Raw genomic sequence first — 16,375 nt, forward strand, 5'->3', positions numbered from 1 at the left:
TGGTGGATCTCCGTGGTGGGTTCCGTGGTCACCACGGATGCCCCCGCACCCGGTCCGGCCCGAAGATCACCACAGAACGAAAACCGACCCGGGAGGAACCCACCATGGTGGTCATCGCGAAGGAAGACGACCTGCGCATCGGCAGCGGGCGGACCGCCCGGTTCGAAGGCGAGGCGTACGGCTCCGGCGTCTCCTTCTTCCACGTCCACAACACCGAAGGCCAGGGACCCGGCGCCCACGTCCACCCGTACTCCGAAACCTGGGTGGTGCTCGCCGGGCGCGCGCTGTTCCGCACCGCCGACGGCGAAGGCCTGGCCGACCAGGGCGACGTCGTGGTGGTCGGCGCCGGTACCGCGCACGCGTTCCGGGCCGTCGGCCCCGAGCCACTGCGGATGATGTGCATCCACGCCTCCCCGCGCATCGAGCAGGACTTCCTCGACGACGACGCGGCCGCGGAAGCCGGCGTCACCTTCTGAAACCCCGAAAGGACTCCGTCATGAACCTCACCCTTACCCGCCCGGCCGTCTCCACGCGCCTGACCTGCCTCGCCCTCGCCGCGCCCCTGTGGACCACGGTGGCGCTGGCCCAGGCCGCCACCCGGGACGGCTTCGACCTGACCCGGCACCCGCTCAGCGCGCTCGGCACCGGCGGGCTCGGCTGGGTGCAGATCACGAACTTCATCGTCGCCGGCGTGCTCGTCCTGATCGGCGCTCCCGGCCTCGGTGGTGCGGTCGCGTGGCTGCTGGGCGGCTACGGCGCCGGGATGATCGCGGCCGGGCTCCTCGTCCCGGACCCGGGGGACGGCTTCCCGGCCGGCACGCCCGCCGGTCCGCCCTCGGTGCTGTCGTGGCACGGCGCCGGGCACCTGGCGGCCGGCAGCATCGCCTTCCTCGCCCTCATGGTGGCCTGTTTCGTGCTCGGCCGCAGGTTCGCCCGCGCCGGGAACCGCCGGGACGCCGTGCTGTCCGCCGTCGCGGGGACGGCCCTGCTGCTGGGCAACCTGTGGGCGATGACCGGCGGCCGGGCCGGCACCCTGACCCTCGCCGTCGGGGTGATCACCGCGATGCTGTGGATTTCTGCCGTGGCCGCCCGGTCTCGGTGACCGCTGCGGCCGGGGCGCGCTGGAAGCGTTTCGCCGGTTCCGCTCCGGCGCCGTGCAGTACCACGCTGCCCGGCACGCAGGTGACCGTGATCGTCAGGCCACACCTGGCGCACGGCCCGGGCGACACTTCCGCACCTGCTCGCCTTCGCGGCCGGCGTGGGTAGCCGGGGCTTCCAGTGTCGCGAATGAGTCGTCCCGGACGCCGGAGGTCCCCATGGCTCACTCGCGCCCGGCCGGAAACCCGGGCCGCCGCCGCGGGAGCCGGGCTCAGCCGCCGATGCGGGCGCCGACCGCGGCCAGTGCCGTGGTCACCGGCTGAAAGAACGTCACGCCGCCCGTGCGGCAGTTGCCGCTGCCGCCCGAGGTGATGCCGATGGCGCTGCCGTCGGTGGAGAACAGGGAACCGCCGCTGTCGCCGGGCTCCGCGCACACCGTCGTCTGGATCAGGCCGGTGACGCGGCCCTCGGGGTAGTTGACCGTGGCGTCGAGGGCCGTCACGCGGCCGCTGTGCAGGCCCGTCGTGCTGCCCATCCGGGACACCTGCTGGTTGACCGCGGCCGCGGCCGCACGGGCGATCGCCACCGTCCGGCCGCCGCCGGTGTCGACGACGCTGGGGGCGTTCGTGGCGGCGTTGTCGTAGGTCAGCAGCGCGAAGTCGCCGTTGCCCGGGAACGTCGACTGCTTGAGCGTGGCCACCGGCCGCCCGCCCTGGGTGAGCGACCACCGCCGGCCGGCGGCGGCGCAGTGGCCGGCCGTGAGGATGCCGGGACCGCTGTTCGTCGTCACGTTGAAGCCGAGCGAGCAGCGCGCCCCGCCGGCGAAGATCGCGTCGCCGCCTTCGGCGAACAGGCTGAGGACCCCGGGCGTCCGTTCGACGCGGACCGCCTTGCCGCGGGTCGCCACCAGCAGGCTGTCCCACTTGGCGCCCTGGACCGTGCTGTCGGCGGTGACGACCGTTTCGCCGGTCCGCTCGTCGACCGCCCAGGCCGTGCCGGTGATGGCGGACGCCGAAGCCATCGCCGACGCGTCGCCGCCCGCGGCGTTCGCCTGGGGGAGCGCGATGGCCGCGGTGCCGGCGGCCAGGACGGCGGCGGCCGCGGCCAGGATCTTGCCTCGGCTGATCTTCCTGTGTCGGGAGCGCATGGCGGATGACCTCCGTAGCCGTTGATCCACTTCCTGTAGTGGTTCACGGCCCCGCCGGGCGTCCGGTTCACCCGGCCAGGTCGACCGGACCTTCGCCGGCCCGGCGAGCGGCCGGGCCGGCGAAGTGCGTCCGCTATGGCGCCGTCAGGTCGAACCGCTGGAGGGTGACCGAGCCGCCGAGCGCCTGGGTGGCGTGGTTGAAGACGGCGAACCGGTAACCCATGAAGAACTGCCAGGCGTTGTTCAAGGTGAACGCCGTGCCCAGCGGCGTGAAGTTCACCCCGTCGGTGCTGTAGGAGAACCGGGCCTGGCGGCCGGTGCCGGGACGGATGTCGGCGTTGGCGCGCAACCAGATCTTGCTGCCCGAGAGGGCGGCGCTCGCCACCTCCGTCCCGGTGCCGGTGGTGTTCCAGTTGCCGTCCATGGTCAGGCCGTTGACCATCACCACCCGGTTGCGGCCGCCGTCGCGTTTGACGCCGATCCACGCCGAGGAGTCGCGCAGCATCGCCAGCCCGGTCCGGTCGCCGTCGCGCATCGACGTCAGATCGAGCGTGGCGGTGCCGGTGGAGGTGGGCCCCTGGATCCGCCGGGTCACGGTGTTGCGGGCGGAGTACAGGTCGTTCGCCACCGTCGCCGTCGACAGCTTGAGGCCGTTGCTCACCGAGAACTTCGTGGTGTCGGGGTTGTGGTTCCACTCCCACTGCGGGCTCAGCCCGGGGCCGGGGAAGATGTCGGTGCCGGTCATCGGCTCGACCTGCCGCGGCGGCGGTGGCAGGTTCGGCTTCGGGTAGGTCGTGCCCCACCGGCCGTTGACCGTCTGGAGCTTCGGCCAGCCGTCGGCCGTCCAGGTGACCGGGGCGAGCGCGGGGACGCGGCCGCCGGGGTAGGCGTCGACGAAGGCCAGGTAGTACCAGTCGCCGTTCTGCGTCTGCACCAGGCCGCCCTGGTGCGGGACGCCGCCGCCGGAGATCGGGCCCGGCAGGTCCAGCAGCACCTGCTGGATGGTGTACGGCCCCCAGGGGCTGCTCGCCTTGAGGATGTACTGGCCGTTGGCCGGGCGGGTCACGAAGATGTAGTAGCTGCCGTTGCGCTTGTAGAACCGGGAGCCTTCGAGCGTGCCGATGTTCGACGGCGTCTGGAAGACCTGCTGCGAGCGGACTTCGGTCTTCCCGTCCTTGGAGAGCTGGGCGACGCTGAGGGTGGTGTTGCCGTAGGCGACGTACATCGTGTCGTCGTCGTCCACGAGCATGCCCGCGTCGTAGTAGCACTTGTCGATCGTGGTGTGCTTCGACCACTGCCCGTCCACCGCGGTGGCGGTGTAGATGTAGGTCTTGGCGAAGTCGATGCAGCCGCCCCAGTAGTACGTGTCGTTGCTGGCGCGGTGGTTGAAGAACGACGCCCAGATGCCGCGGACGTACCCGCGCCCGCCGCTCATGTCGTACTTCGCGCCGAAGTCCAGCTTGGGCACGGAGTGACCGGCGAACTCCCAGTTCACCAGGTCGTAGGACCGCAGGATCGGCGCGCCGGGGGAGTAGTGCATCGTCGAGGCGGAGTAGTAGTAGGCGTTGCCGACGCGGATGATGTCGACGTCGGCGAAGTCCTGCCACAGCACCGGGTTCGTGAAGGTGGTGGGCTGGTTCGGGGTGGTCGTGGTGGTGGGCGTGGTCGGCGTCGTCGGCGTGGACGGGGCCGTGGGCTCGACCCCGCCGGTGCAGAGGGTGCCGTTGAGCCGGAACTCCGACGGAGTCGCGTTGGCCGAGGTGAACGAGCCGTTGAAGCCGAACTCCGCCTTGCCGCCGGTGGGGATGGCCGCGTTGTAGGAGACGTTCTTCGCGCTGACGGTGGCCCCGGACTGGGTGATCGTCGCGTTCCAGTGCTGGCCGACCTGCTGGCCGGAGGTGAACAACCAGGTCAGCGTCCACCCGTCGACCGCGTCACCGAGGTTGGTGATCGACACGGACGCGCCGAAGCCGCCCTGCCATTCGGACGTCTTCGTGTAGGTGACCGAGCACCCGGCCGCGGCGTGCGCGGCCGGGGTGGCCACCAGGACCGCGCCGGCGAGGCCTGTCGCGGCGAGCAGGGCCGAGACGGCCGCCCGGGATCGTCGGCGTGACACCACGTCTGTCCTTTCCGCATCAGCAGGGGGAATTCATCGGGGTGAGCAGCCCGGCCTGGCGCCGGCGACGACCGCGGTCGCCGCCGCCAGGGCCGAGCGGGTGTGGACATCGGTTCCCTTCGCGGTGGGGGATCAGGCGGTGAACTGCCACCAGTTGACGTTGAAGAGGTAACCGCTGCCGCCGGTGAAACGCAGGACCAGGTCCTGCGTGCCGGTGACGCCGCTGACCGGGCAGGACACCGACGTCCACGTCTGCCAGCCGCCGGTGGCGGGCACCGTGCAGCGGCCCACCACCGTGCCGGTGGCACTGCCCAGCCGGACCTCGATCGTGCCGCCGGAGCCCGCCGAGGCGACCCGGGCGGTGAACGTCTTGGCGCCCGCACCGAAGGCGACGTTGCGGACCTTGACGTTGTCGCCGTTCTCGATCCAGCCGATGTTCATGCCGCCTTCGGACGCCGGCTCGGTCTCGATCCCCGCTTCCCGGTTGATGGTTTCCGCTTCCTGCCGGGTGTAGGGGTCGAGCGTGTCGGCCGGCGGCGGCCCGTTCGTGGTCATGGTGATGGTGGGGATGCTGCCGTCGGCGTTGTAGGCGAACTTCTCCACCGAGACCGAGCGGGTGTAGCCGCCCCCGCCCGGCAGAGCGCCGTTGTGGTAGAAGAAGTACGAGCTGCCCTTGTAGTCGATGATCCCCGGGTGGTTGGTGAAACTGCTGCCCTGCGTGGGCATCACCGTGCCGCGGTAGGTCCACGGGCCGGTCGGGCCGGGCGCGGTGGAGTAGGCGATGAACTCCGAGCAGCACTTGGCCGCGAACACGTTGTAGTACGTGCCGTTGCGCTTGTAGACCCAGGGGCCTTCTTCGTACAGCGTCGGGCGGTTGCCGCCGTTCGGGCGAGTACCGAACCCGGCCGTGGTGAGCGGGATCTGGTTGATCCCGCCCGAGTACGACGTCATGTCGGTGTTGAGCCGCACGTACGACAGGTTCGGGTTGCCCCAGTACAGGTACGCCTGGCCGTTGTCGTCGATGAAGACGGTCGGGTCGATCTCGCCGTTTTCGACGAGCGGGCGGCCGATGGCGTCGCGGAACGGCCCGGTGGGGCTGTCCGCGACGCCGACGCCGATGGCCATCCGGCCGGTCGCCCGGTTGACCACCGGGACGTACCAGTAGAACTTGCCGTTGCGTTCGACGGCTTGCCCGGCCCACGCGTCCTGCTTGGCCCAGCTGAACGTCGCGAGGCTCATCGGCGAGCCGTGGTCGGTCCAGTTGACCATGTCCGCCGACGACCAGACCCGCCAGTCCTTCATGGTGAAGTAGGTCGAGCCGTCCTCGTCGTGCCCGGTGTAGAGGTAGACGCGGCCGTTGTGCACCAGCGGGGCCGGGTCGGCGGTGTAGATGTGCTGCACGATCGGGTTGTCGGCGTGCGCGGTGCCGGGCAGGAGCGCCATCGCGCACAGGGCCGCGGTCATCCAGGCGAGTACGCGCTTTCGGTGGTGCACGATGGTCTCCGTTCGTCGCGGGGGATCAGCTCGCGGAGCAGGTGGTGGTGATGCCTTCGGCGCTGCCGGTGCCCTGGAAGCCGAACTCGGTCGACTGCCCGGCCGCGACACTGCCGTTGTAGGAGACGTTGGCCCAGGTGACACTGCCGCTCGTGCCGGTGTTGGTGGCGCTCCAGCCGTTGGTCACGGCCGCGCCGCCGGGCAGGTTCGTCGTCACCCGCCAGCCGGTGAGCCCGGAGCCGCCCGCGGTGACCTTGACCGTGGCCACGAAGCCGCCGTTCCAGGAGTTCAGCGACACCGAGGCGGTGCAGCCGCCCGGGTTCGGCGTGGTCGGCGTCGTGGGCGTGGTCGGGGTCGTCGGCGTGGTGGGGGTGGTCGGCGTCGTCGGGGTGGTGGGCGTGGTCGGGGTGGCCGCGTTCAGCGCGTCGAGGACGCTGTTGTAGGCGGCCTTCTTGTTGCCGTTGCCGTCGAACAGCAGCGGGTTCTCCCCGGTGCGCCAGGAGTCGGTGTCGCGGATGCCCCAGGTCGTGATGCCGGCGCAGCGGGCGACGGCCATGCAGGCGCGGGTGACCGCGGCGTAGGCGTTGGCCTGGTTCGAACCGGAGATGTCGAGCTCGGTGATCTGGACTTCGACACCGAGGTCGGCGAACCGCTGCAGGTTGGCCTGGTAGTCACCGGGCGGGTTGCCGGAGAGGTGGGACTGGAAGCCGACGCAGTCGATCGGGACGCCGCGGGCCTTGAAGTCCTTCACCATGTTGTAGATGCCGGTGCTCTTGGCGTTGACGCCGTCGGTGTTGTAGTCGTTGTAGCAGAGCTTCGCGCCCGGGTCGGCGGCCCGCGCGGCGCGGAATGCCGCTTCGATCCAGTCGTTGCCGGTGCGCTGCAGGTTCGAGTCGCGGCGCCCGCCGCTGCCGCCGTCGGCGAACGCCTCGTTGACGACGTCCCAGGCGTAGATCTTGCCCTTGTAGTGGGTGGCGACCTGGGTGACGTGGTTCATCATGGCCGAGCGCAGATCGGAGCCTTCCATGCGCTGCGCCCAGCCCGGTTCCTGCTGGTACCACAGCAGCGCGTGCCCGCGCATCCGCTTGCCGTTGCCGGTCGCCTGGTTGAGGATCCGGTCGCCGTTGCCGTAGCTGAACTGCCCGCGGTTGGGCTCGGTGGCGTCCCACTTCATCTCGTTCTCGGCGGTGACCATGTTGAACTCGCGGTTCAGGATGTTCACGTAGGTCGAGTCGCCGAGCTTGCCGGCCGCGACGGCGGCGCCGAAGTACCGGCCGGACTGGGCCGCCGCCGCGCCGAGCGTGGAGGCCGCGCCGTCGGCGGCGTTGGCGAGCACCAGCGAGACCCCGAGCGACGTCGCCAGGAACGCCGAGGCCAGCGCGGCTCGGGAGAATGACCGCGATGTCATCTTCATCTTTCACACCTTCATTCGTGGGCTGCGGGAGTTCGGGTCACGGGCTGGTGCACGTGGCCGGGCCGAGGCTCGCGGTGCCGGGACCGGACACGAGGAACCCGAAGGTCGTCGAGGCACCGGCGCCGAGCGCGCCGTTGTAGGAGACGTTCTGCACGGTCACCGCACCGGTGCCGGTCGCCGTGCCGCCCCAGATCTGGGTGATGCTCTGACCGGCGGGCAGGGCGAACTTCGCGGTCCAGCCCGTGAAGGCCGCGGTGCCGGTGTTGGCGACGGTCACTTCGCCCTGGAAGCCACCGTTCCAGCTGCCCACGACCCGCGGGGTCGCGGTGCACGCGCCGTCGCCGGTCGGGGGCGGCGGGTCGTCCCCGCCGATGCTGCCCGGGACCGCTTTGAGCGCGTTGTACCAGGTGGTGGCCATCTTGCTGTAGCCGGCCGCGTTGGGGTGGATGCCGTCGGGCAGGTCCGCGATGGCGACCGAGGGGTACATGTCGACCAGGTGCACGCGCTTGCCGGCGGCGGCCTTGGCCCGCATGTCCGGGGCGATCGCCGCGTTGAAGGTGCGGACGGTCTGATCGGCGAACCGGATCGGGATGATGGTGGCGACGAAGACGTCGGCGTTCGGGACCAGGTTCGTGATCCGGTCGACCAGGGCCGACAGCCGCCGCGGCGCGCCGGCCGGGTCGCTGCCGTACATGTCGTTGGTGCCGATGTGCAGCAGGATCGTGCGCGGCCGGTAGGTGTTGAGCCAGCCGGTGACGTTCGCGTCGACCTGCGCGATGGTCCAGCCCGGGTGGCCCTCGTGGTTGCGGTCGGGCATGCTCGACGGCCCGTCGGCCAGCGAGCCGACGAAGTCGATCGAGCGCCCGTCGGCCCGCAGTTTCGCGCCGAGGTCGAGGCGGTAGCCGCCGATCGAGCCGCCCTGGGTGATCGAATCCCCGAGCGGCATGATCGGCACCGTGGCGGCCGCCGCGGTGCCGGGAACGACGATCAACGCGGCACAGGCCGCCAGCACGCCGGCGAAGAAGTGGGCGAGTTTCATCGGTGATCCTTCGTGGCCACGGATCGCGGTGATTGACATTTCGGCTGGTTTCCGAAACTTTCCGTGCCGCCGGGTTCCGGAATTCCCCGGCGGGCGTTAGCGCTAACAATCGGCGGCCGAAATCCCGGGGTGGCCGGGCGCCTCCGGGCGCCCGGCCACCGGTTCGCCTAGTTCACGCTCGCGGAGAACGAGTTGACCGCGAGGCCGACACCGCCGCTCCACGGCTCGAACCCGGCCTGGATGCTGGTGAGGTACCAGGACCGGTCGACGCGGGTGCGGTTGTCGACGTCGTTGACGAAGTCCAGCACGTTGAACGACCAGCCCGAGAGGGTGGACTGGGCCACGTAGGACACCACGTCGTTGCCGCCGTTGTTGCCCTGCCACACTTCCCAGCCGCGCCCGCCGATGCTGGTGGTGCCGACCCGGCCGCCGACCGGCTGGACCCCGCCGGTGCGGTTGAACCAGATCATGATCTCCATCTGGTTGACCCCGTTGGTCTTCGGCGTCGGGTCGAGCCAGATGTCGTAGGAGGCGTCGAAGACGCCGCCGGCGTAGGTGTAGGAGATCGACGACGGCACGCTGCCGATCCGGCTGAGCTGCCGGGGAAGGGGCGAGCCGGGGGAGCAGTTCGCGTAGTGGCACCCGAGGTAGACCGCCGGGTAGGACAGCGGCGCGCCGCCGCTGGTGGATCCCTGCTGGGTCTGGATCCGGAACCCGCTGCCGGTGACGTTGATGCACTGCTGCGCGCTGCTGCCCCACCGGTTGTTCATCACGACGTACCGGCCGCCGATGGTGGTCGTGCCGTACTGGTCGCAGATCAGGGTGTCCGCGTGCGCGGCCGGGGCGACGGCGACGGGTGCCGCCACGCTCGCCGCGGCGAGCAGAGCCGCGGACAGGGCGTTCCTCAGTTTCATGATCTCCTCCACGTCGTCGTGGCGTTTTCTGGGAGCGCTCTCAGCGTAATCGCCTTTGATATAACCACAGCGGGCGGCCGGAGCAAAGAGGATGGCCGTGATCGATTGACCGAATGCGTTTTCCGGGCCCACGGGCACCGGAAAACGGGCCGGTCAGCCGCCCGCCCGCAGCGTCCATTTCTGGTTCGCCTGCCCGTGGCAGGACCACAGGATCAGCTTGGTCCCGGCCGTGGTGCCCTGTCCGGTCGCGTCGAGGCACCGGCCGGACTGCACCCCGGTGATCGTGCCGTCGGCGTTGACGTTCCACTGCTGGTTGGCCTGACCGGAGCAGGTCCAGATGATCACCGGGGTCCCGTCGGCGGTGCCCTGCCCGGACGCGTCCAGGCACTTGTTCCCCGCGGTCGTCAGCTGCTTGCCGGTGGGCGTCCACGGCGCTCCGGCACAGTCGGCCAGCTGCACCGGGGTGCCGTCCGCGGTGCTCGGGACGTCCGCGCACCGGCCCGACTGCGTGCCGACGAGCTGCTTCGCCGAGGATTGCCCGGGGGTGCCGATGCTGCCCGGGACCGCCTGCAGGGCCGCGTACCAGACCGCGGCCATCTTGTCGTAGCCGGTGGCCGTCGGGTGGACGCCGTCGATCAGGTCGGCGGCGGTCAGCGCGGCGTGCATGTCCACCAGGTGCACGTGCTTACCGGAGTTCTGCTTGCTCTGCACCATTCCGGGGATCGTGGCGTTGAACGTGCGGGCCGCCGCCTCCTGCCCGCTGTTGGCGATCGGGATGATCGTCGCGACGAAGACCTCGGCGTCCGGCACCGCCCCCGTGATGTGGTCGACCAGGGCGGACAGGCGGCCCGGTGCGCCCGAGACGTTGTAGTTCTGCAGGATGTCGTTCGTGCCGATGTGCAACAGGACCGTGTGCGGGCTGCTGGTGCGCAGCCAGCCGGTGATGTTCGCGTCGATCTGGTCGATGCGCCAGCCCGGGTGGCCTTCGTGGTCGTGGTCGCCGAGGGACGCCGGCCCGTTGAACTGCGAGCCGACGAAGTCCACCTGGTACCCGCCCGCGGTGACCCGCTGCCAGAGCCCGATCCGGTACCCGCCGGGCACCTGCGTGCCTTCGGTGATGGAATCGCCCAAGGGCATCACCCGGATCCCGCCGTTCGATTCGGCGGCGGCGGTGCCCGGCAGCAGGGTGCCGGCCAGGACCGCCACCGCCGCGGCGAGCCACCTGAGCCGTGTTCGCATCTCGTCTCCTCGCTGGTCGGCCGTCACACGCCGGTGATGGTCCACTGGTTGTTCGTGCTGCTGTTGGGCGTCCAGAGGCCCACGCTCGAGCCGGCGGCCGTGCTGCCCATGCCGTCGAGCGCGGTGCCGGTGGCGCGGTTGACGATCTGGTACCGGCCGTTGCCCAGGCCGGTCAGCTTCCACTGCTGGCTGGTGGCGCCGGTCCACGCCGTCTGCGCGCAGGTGGCGCCGTTGGCGGTGTTGCCCCGGCTGTCGGCGACCATCCCGTTGGTGCGGTTGACGATCCGGACGTACCCGCCGCCCGCGTCGGTCAGTTGCCACTGCAAGTTCGTGCTGCCGTCCCAGTTCCACTGCTTGAGCGGGGACCCGGCGGCGACGGTGCCGCCGCTGTCCAGCACGAGACCGGTGGTGACGTTGGCGATCCGGGCCCAGCCGGTCGGCAGGGGACCGGAGCCGGGGGTGGGGATCTGGCCGGAGAAGGTCAGTTTCACCACGTACGCCGGCGCGTCGAACGGCGGGTTGGCCGAGGGCAGCTGGACGCGCAACGCGGAAGCGTCCTGGACGGGGGCGGGCAGGGTGGTGGCGGCCCCGGCGTCCGGACCCAGCAGCTGGGCCGACACGAGGTTGCTCAGGTTGATCCGGCTCGAACTCAGCGTCGTGATCGGGAAGGTGCTCCCGGGCCAGCCCAGCACGGTCGCGTACAGCACCGTGTTGTCCTTGCTGCGGGTGAACCGGACGTCGGTCCGGGTTCCCTCCACCGGCGTGGTGAACGAGCCGCCGCCCATCTTCGTCGGCCCCTCGCCGTAGACCGCCCACGCGCGGGTGCCGTAGACGGATTCGCCGAAGCGCTTGAGGTAGTTGCCGATGCCGAGCAGGATCGTGCGCTGCCCGGACGGGATGGTGCCGTCGGCCATCGGGGCGATGTTCAGCAGCATGGTGCCGTTCTTGCTGACCCGGTCCAGCAGCGAGTGCAGGATGGCCTTCATCGAGTAGTAGCCGATGCCGCTGGTGTAGCACCAGCTGGAGCTGGAGATGCTGTCGTCGGTCATCCAGTAGGGGCTCAGCAGGTCGCCGGGCCCGCCGCGTTCGAAGTCGAAGACCTCCCCGCGGTTGTTGAACCCGTCCTTGTAGGTGGCGACGACGTCCTTGTTCCAGGCCACCGCCTGGTTGTAGTACCGCGACAGGAAGTTCAGCCGCTGCGCCTCGGCGACCTGGGTCAGGTTGAAGTCCTGGTACACGAGGTCGGGCTGGTAGCCGTCGACGACCTCCCGGAGCTTGTCGAACCAGAGCTGGTTCTCCGCCTGCGTGCCGTTCTGGCCGAAGAGGCGGCGCAGCGAGTCGGTGGACTGGGCCGGCACGTGGTCGTAGTAGCCGGTGAAGTGGTACGCGTGGTGCAGCGCGGTCAGCAGCTTCAGGCCCTTCGCGCGGATGGCGTCCGCGTGCAGCCGCAGCAGGTCGAGCTTGGGCCCGGTCTTGACCGAGTTCCACTCGTTGGCGCTGCTGTTCCACATCGAGTAGCCGTCGTGGTGCTCGGCGACCGGGCCGGCGAACTTCGCGCCGGCGTCGGCGAAGAGCTGGGCCCACTCGGCCGGGTCGAAGCTGCCGCCCGCCGACTTGAGCTTCGGCGCGAACTGGACCCAGTTGCCGGCCTTGTCGCGGGCGCCGTTGATGAAGTTCTGGTACGGCCACGCCGACGGGTCGCCGAACACCTGCTTGTGGTGGTTGTTCTCGTTGGACCCGCCGATGTACATGTTGCGCGGGTACCACTCGTTGCCGAACGCCGGGACGCTGAAGACGCCCCAGTGGTAGTAGATGCCGAACTTGGCGTCCTGGAACCACTCCGGCGCGGGCGGGTGCTGGTCGACCGACGACCAGCTCGGCGTGTAGCTGCTCGGGCCTTCGGTGGCCCACCCGGCGGGGACGCGGACCACACCGGCGGCCGCGGCGGCCCCGGCCACCACGATCAGCCGGCGCCGCGACAGCTCGAACGAGGACATGAGGCGACCTTTCAGCTCAGGGACCACTTCTGGTTGTTCGCGCCGGTGCAGCCGGCCAGCTGGACCGGCGTGCCGTTCGCGGTCCCGGCGCCGGTGACGTCGAGGCAGAGTCCGGATTGGACCCCGGTGACCGTCCCGTTCGCGTTGAACGTCCACTGCTGGTTGTTCTGCCCGTTGCAGTTCCAGATGATGACCTTGGTGCCGGGCGTGGTGCCCTTGCCGGAGGCGTCGAGGCAGCGGAGGTTGCCGCCGCTGTAGACGTTCAGCTCACCGGCGCCGGTGCGCGTCCACGTCTGGTTCGTGCCGCCGTTGCAGTCCCAGATCTGGACCGCGGTGCCGGGCGTGGTGGAGACGCCGTTGACGTCCAGGCACTTGTTCGCGCCGACCGCGTGCACGGCGCCGGTGTTCGTGCTGCCGCCGTTGCCGTACCCGGCCGCGATCACGCTGGCCTGCACCGCGTTCTCGGTGGCGTCGGTCGGGAAACCGCTGGTCACGGCCCCTTCGAAGAATTCGCCGACGCCGGAGACGCTGTTGTCGCCACCGGTGCCCAGCAGGATCGACGGCTCCAGCTTCATCGGCGAGTAGCCGCGCGGCAGGCCGCCCGAGTACGGCGTGGTGAGGCTGCCGCTGGTCGCGTCGCCGTACTTCAGGGTGAAGTTCGTGGTGCCGTTGTTCTTCAGCCACGCGCTGACGAACGGGTGGTGCACCCCGGGGTTGTTCGGATCCTTGTTGGAGCCGGACCCGGTGTGGTACATGCCGTTCTCCAGGTCGGCCTCGACCCACGGGCCGGTGCCGGTGCAGCCGTTGAACCAGCAGGCGGTGCCCCAGTAGATGGCGTTCATGGTGGCGTTGCCGGTGTCGTTGTGGGAGACCTCGCCGCTGCCGTAGTCGAAGCAGCACCACTGGTTGACGTAGTTCGACGAGGTGATCATGTAGATCCCCTCCGGCTGGGCCCCGACCGGCGCGCCCTTGGCGTTGTCGATCCGGTAGCCGACACCCTGGGTGACCTTGATCCCGAACACCGGGTGCCCGCCGACGGTGGCCGGCAGGGCCATCGCGTCCGCGCCGATGTCCGACCCGTTCGGGCCGGGGCCCTTCCAGAACCCGCCCCACGAGATCGGCAGGTCGTTGTGGTTGGCGGTCTGGTCGTAGATCTTCGTGACCGTGCACCGGGTGCCGGCGCAGAACGACACCTGCGGGGCCGAGTCCGCGACCCCGCCCGCCGTCAGCAGGCCGACGTCGAGGAACCGCTGGTCCGAGGCCCGCTGGAGCTGGTACAGCGGGCCGTTGTACGCCCCGAACAGGGCGCGGGTGGTGCTGTGCGCCGTGACGCACGGGGTGCCGCCGGCGGCGTAGAGGTCGCACGCTTCCTGCGTGGCGGCGTGGGCCGCGGCGCCCGTCGCGGCCACCGCGCCGGTCGCCAGGACGGCGGCCGCCACCGCGGCCTGGAGGGTTCTGAGCAGCTTGCGGGAGACCATGGCCGAACTCCTCTGTTCGTCAGCCGAGAGTCCACTTCTGGTTGGTCGCGCCGGTGCAGGTGGCCAGCTGGATCAGCGTGCCGTTCGCGGTCGAGGACCCGGTCACGTCGAGGCACAGCCCGGACTGCACGCCGGTGATGCTGCCGTTCGCGTTGACCTGCCACCGCTGGTTGCCCTGGCCGTTGCAGTTCCAGATGACGATCTTGGTGCCGGGGCTGGTTCCCTGGCCGCTGGCGTCGAGGCACCGCGTGCCGGTGTAGACGGTCAGCTCACCGGTGCCGCTGCGGGTCCAGGCCTGGTTGGTACCGCCGTTGCAGTCCCAGAGCTGGACCGCGGCGCCGGGCGTGGTGGAGACGCCGCTGACGTCCAGGCACTTGCCGAGCGCGCGGACCGGGCTCGCGGCCGGCGTGGTGCCGTCGCCGGTGCCGGCGGCGGCGATCACCTGCTGGGCGCCCGACGGCCAGTTCGTGCCGCTGACCTGGACGTTCCCGGTCAGGACGTTGTTGTGCGGCGAACCGGTGGCCACCTGGGTCGCACCGCCGTTGTACCAGTTCCCGCTGAAGGTGCTGTCGTTGGTGTTGTTGCTGCCGTTGGCGTTGGTGAAGGCCCAGACGCCGGAGTCCTGGATCACGTTGGCCGAGACGCTCACGTACCGGGAGCCTTCGTCGAGGTACAGGCCGACCGTGCGGTTGTTGTCGTAGATGTAGTTGTGGTCGATCGAGCTGCCCGGGTTGGCGGACAGGTTGTAGATGCTGCCGCCGTCGTGCATCAGCTTCTTCGTGCCGTGCACCCGGTTGTAGCTGACGACGGTGTCCCGCAGCGTGGTCGGGGTGCTGTAGACGGGCTGGTAGTCGTACAGGCCGCGGTTGCGGTAGTCCTGGCTGCCGCCCTGGTCGTTGGCACCCCAGCCCCAGCCGACGTCGATGCCGTCGTAGGTCAGGTTCGAGACGTCGTTGTGCGTGATCACGGTGTGCGTCGCGTAGGTCGAGAGGATGCCGGCCATCTCGCGGTAGTCCAGGGCGACCCGGCTCACCGTGTTGTACGAGATGGTGACGTCCTTGTTGAGCATCGCGGGGTTCGACGGGTGGTGGGCGTCGGGGCGCACGCCGCCGACGATCACGCCGCCGCCGGAGTTCTCGGTGAAGGTGTTGTGGTCCACGGTGATCGACGACGCTCCCAGGCCGACGCCGGAGGCGTGCGCGTTCGCGTCGTTGCCGATGCCGAGGGCCACCTGGCCGAGGTGGGTGAAGGTGTTGCCGCTGAAGGTGATCCCGGTGGCGGCGGAGACCTGGACCGCGGCCGGCGCCTGGGCCCAGCTGTTGCGGGCGCCTTCGAACTGGCGGCAGCCCGACTGGCAGGAGGTCAGGAAGTCGGCCGGCATCGACGCGGCGGCCGGGAGGAACGTGCCGGTCTGCTGGTTCGCGTACCCGACCGACGTGCTGGGCGTGAGCCAGGTGGTGTGCTCGAAGTTCAGGCCCTTGAAGGCGAGGCCGCGCACCGGGTTGTCGTAGCTGCCGCCGATCTGCAGCAGCGACTGCAGCCGCGGGAGCTCGACGTCGTGGCTGCCGGGGACCCAGCCGCCGGGTGCCTTGTAGTAGAGCTTCCCGGCCGACGGGTCGAGGTACCACTGGCCGGTGTTCTTCAGGAACGAGTAGGAGTTCTCGAGGAACAGCTGACCGCCGCCGAACGGCTTCGCGAGGGTGTCGTAGCCCCAGTTGTTGTTGTTCCACGCGGGCTGCTGCATGACGATCGACGTCCCGCTGATCCGGTCGACGGGGGAGTACCGGTCGGTGAAGGAGTTCTGGCTCTCCACCTCGATCCGGTTCTGCTGCGGCAGCGTGGCCAGGTAGTTCAGCGCCGGGTTGGTGATGGTCATCCCGCTCGTGGTGAACTGCAGGTCGTTGCGGGAGATGGTGATCCCGGCGCGCGGGGCCAGGGCGCCGTCGACGAACAGCTGCCGGGAATCGGCGCCCTGCGGCACGGACGCCACCCAGATGTTCTGGCCGGCGTCCTGCACCGACCAGCCGGTGACCTGCGTGCCGCCGGAGAGGACCGGCTTCTGGCCGGCGGCGGCCTGCCAGGTGACGGTGTGGCCGTTCTGCGCCGAGTCGGCGCTGGTGAACCGCAGCGGCGCGGAGAGCCGGTAGGTGCCGCCGGCGAGCTGCACCACGACGTCGTTGCCGGCCGCCGCCTGGGTGCGCGCCAGCTCCTGGGCCTTCGCCGGGGTGGCCACCGGCTGAGCGGGCGTGCCGGGATTCGTGTCGTTGCCGTCTGGGGCGACGGCGATGGTGACGGTCGCCGCGTGGGCGGACGGGGTGGCGAGCGCGGTCACCACGAGGGCGGTGAGGAGCGCGGCGGCGGTGCGCGACGGCATGACGGGCCTCTCCGGGACGGGGCTGGGCCCAACCGTCCACTGTGTACTGGAACCAGTGTCCGGCG

The 16,375-nt window shown here is 70.3% G+C and carries 12 protein-coding genes; 2 read left to right on the forward strand and 10 right to left on the reverse strand.

All coding sequences use genetic code 11. From position 1 onward, the window contains the following. The first annotated feature begins 104 nt into the window (after positions 1–104). The gene (locus tag ACWDN5_RS04745; RefSeq protein WP_310975275.1) at positions 105–476 is read left to right on the forward strand and encodes a cupin domain-containing protein; all 372 of its coding nucleotides are present in this window, start codon (positions 105–107) and stop codon (positions 474–476) included. 20 nt (positions 477–496) lie between these two features. Further along, a complete protein-coding gene (locus tag ACWDN5_RS04750; protein ID WP_449674505.1) occupies positions 497–1,102 on the forward strand; it encodes a DUF998 domain-containing protein in 606 nt (201 codons plus the stop codon). A gap of 267 nt (positions 1,103–1,369) precedes the next feature. Here ACWDN5_RS04750 and ACWDN5_RS04755 read toward each other — a convergent pair whose 3' ends face one another. The 10 genes from ACWDN5_RS04755 to ACWDN5_RS04800 form a co-directional block, all read right to left on the reverse strand. Then, on the reverse strand, positions 1,370–2,245 hold the full coding sequence (locus ACWDN5_RS04755; protein WP_449674507.1) for a S1 family peptidase: 876 nt from the start codon (positions 2,243–2,245) through the stop codon (positions 1,370–1,372). Positions 2,246–2,378: 133 nt separating this feature from the next. Beyond that, on the reverse strand, positions 2,379–4,364 hold the full coding sequence (locus ACWDN5_RS04760; protein WP_449674509.1) for a family 43 glycosylhydrolase: 1,986 nt from the start codon (positions 4,362–4,364) through the stop codon (positions 2,379–2,381). 129 nt (positions 4,365–4,493) lie between these two features. Further along, positions 4,494–5,825 carry a glycoside hydrolase family 43 protein gene (locus ACWDN5_RS04765; protein WP_310975752.1) on the reverse strand — a complete coding sequence of 444 codons (1,332 nt, stop codon included), beginning with the start codon at positions 5,823–5,825 and terminating at the stop codon, positions 4,494–4,496. A 55-nt stretch (positions 5,826–5,880) separates the two neighbouring features. Further along, positions 5,881–7,269 carry an endo-1,4-beta-xylanase gene (locus ACWDN5_RS04770; protein ID WP_310975281.1) on the reverse strand — a complete coding sequence of 463 codons (1,389 nt, stop codon included), beginning with the start codon at positions 7,267–7,269 and terminating at the stop codon, positions 5,881–5,883. 37 nt (positions 7,270–7,306) lie between these two features. Beyond that, a complete protein-coding gene (locus ACWDN5_RS04775) occupies positions 7,307–8,308 on the reverse strand; it encodes a cellulose binding domain-containing protein (RefSeq protein WP_449674511.1) in 1,002 nt (333 codons plus the stop codon). 167 nt (positions 8,309–8,475) lie between these two features. Beyond that, a complete protein-coding gene (locus tag ACWDN5_RS04780; RefSeq protein WP_310975283.1) occupies positions 8,476–9,222 on the reverse strand; it encodes a GH12 family glycosyl hydrolase domain-containing protein in 747 nt (248 codons plus the stop codon). 153 nt (positions 9,223–9,375) lie between these two features. Next, on the reverse strand, positions 9,376–10,461 hold the full coding sequence (locus tag ACWDN5_RS04785; protein WP_449674514.1) for a ricin-type beta-trefoil lectin domain protein: 1,086 nt from the start codon (positions 10,459–10,461) through the stop codon (positions 9,376–9,378). Between the two features lie 23 nt (positions 10,462–10,484). Then, on the reverse strand, positions 10,485–12,458 hold the full coding sequence (locus ACWDN5_RS04790) for an alpha-L-fucosidase (protein WP_310975286.1): 1,974 nt from the start codon (positions 12,456–12,458) through the stop codon (positions 10,485–10,487). Positions 12,459–12,469: 11 nt separating this feature from the next. After that, positions 12,470–13,936 carry an arabinofuranosidase catalytic domain-containing protein gene (locus ACWDN5_RS04795; protein ID WP_449674516.1) on the reverse strand — a complete coding sequence of 489 codons (1,467 nt, stop codon included), beginning with the start codon at positions 13,934–13,936 and terminating at the stop codon, positions 12,470–12,472. Positions 13,937–13,955: 19 nt separating this feature from the next. After that, on the reverse strand, positions 13,956–16,310 hold the full coding sequence (locus tag ACWDN5_RS04800; protein ID WP_449674518.1) for a ricin-type beta-trefoil lectin domain protein: 2,355 nt from the start codon (positions 16,308–16,310) through the stop codon (positions 13,956–13,958). Between the last annotated feature and the right edge of the window lie 65 nt (positions 16,311–16,375).

It is taken from the genome of Amycolatopsis sp. NPDC003731 (assembly GCF_053586895.1).

What these genes read in the sequence shown, in the direction of transcription:
- ACWDN5_RS04745 (WP_310975275.1), top strand. Translation starts at nt 105, where the DNA reads ATGGTGGTCATCGCGAAGGAAGACGACCTGCGCATCGGCAGCGGGCGG.
- ACWDN5_RS04750 (WP_449674505.1), top strand. Translation starts at nt 497, where the DNA reads ATGAACCTCACCCTTACCCGCCCGGCCGTCTCCACGCGCCTGACCTGC.
- ACWDN5_RS04755 (WP_449674507.1), bottom strand. Translation starts at nt 2,245, where the DNA reads ATGCGCTCCCGACACAGGAAGATCAGCCGAGGCAAGATCCTGGCCGCG.
- ACWDN5_RS04765 (WP_310975752.1), bottom strand. Translation starts at nt 5,825, where the DNA reads ATGACCGCGGCCCTGTGCGCGATGGCGCTCCTGCCCGGCACCGCGCAC.
- ACWDN5_RS04770 (WP_310975281.1), bottom strand. Translation starts at nt 7,269, where the DNA reads ATGAAGATGACATCGCGGTCATTCTCCCGAGCCGCGCTGGCCTCGGCG.
- ACWDN5_RS04775 (WP_449674511.1), bottom strand. Translation starts at nt 8,308, where the DNA reads ATGAAACTCGCCCACTTCTTCGCCGGCGTGCTGGCGGCCTGTGCCGCG.
- ACWDN5_RS04780 (WP_310975283.1), bottom strand. Translation starts at nt 9,222, where the DNA reads ATGAAACTGAGGAACGCCCTGTCCGCGGCTCTGCTCGCCGCGGCGAGC.
- ACWDN5_RS04785 (WP_449674514.1), bottom strand. Translation starts at nt 10,461, where the DNA reads ATGCGAACACGGCTCAGGTGGCTCGCCGCGGCGGTGGCGGTCCTGGCC.
- ACWDN5_RS04790 (WP_310975286.1), bottom strand. Translation starts at nt 12,458, where the DNA reads ATGTCCTCGTTCGAGCTGTCGCGGCGCCGGCTGATCGTGGTGGCCGGG.
- ACWDN5_RS04795 (WP_449674516.1), bottom strand. Translation starts at nt 13,936, where the DNA reads ATGGTCTCCCGCAAGCTGCTCAGAACCCTCCAGGCCGCGGTGGCGGCC.
- ACWDN5_RS04800 (WP_449674518.1), bottom strand. Translation starts at nt 16,310, where the DNA reads ATGCCGTCGCGCACCGCCGCCGCGCTCCTCACCGCCCTCGTGGTGACC.